We start from the raw sequence: 218 nt of genomic DNA, 5'->3' as shown, positions 1-218 counted from the left end.
GCGGCCCACGTCAACGGCGGCGGCAACCTGCCGGCGGTGAACGTGACCGTGACCGACGCACAAGGGCTAACGGCTAACAACACCGCCACCGTGGGTGACAGCGCCTTGCTGCCCACCGTCGAGGTGACCAGCACTTATGACGCCATCCAGGGCGCGGCCGAAGCCGGCCAGCCGGTGGCGACCAGCCAGGGCAACGACCCGGACGGTGACAACGCGGC

Annotated in this window: 1 protein-coding gene; it reads left to right on the top strand. The window is 70.2% G+C overall.

The features are described 5' to 3' along the window. The coding region (locus tag HW452_RS17500) for a hypothetical protein (RefSeq protein WP_224107360.1) at positions 1 to 218 on the top strand (218 nt) is incomplete at both ends.

This window comes from Vreelandella aquamarina (genome assembly GCF_020075495.1).
GTDB lineage: Bacteria > Pseudomonadota > Gammaproteobacteria > Pseudomonadales > Halomonadaceae > Vreelandella > Vreelandella aquamarina_A.
This window is presented reverse-complemented; position numbering and strand designations above follow the sequence as displayed.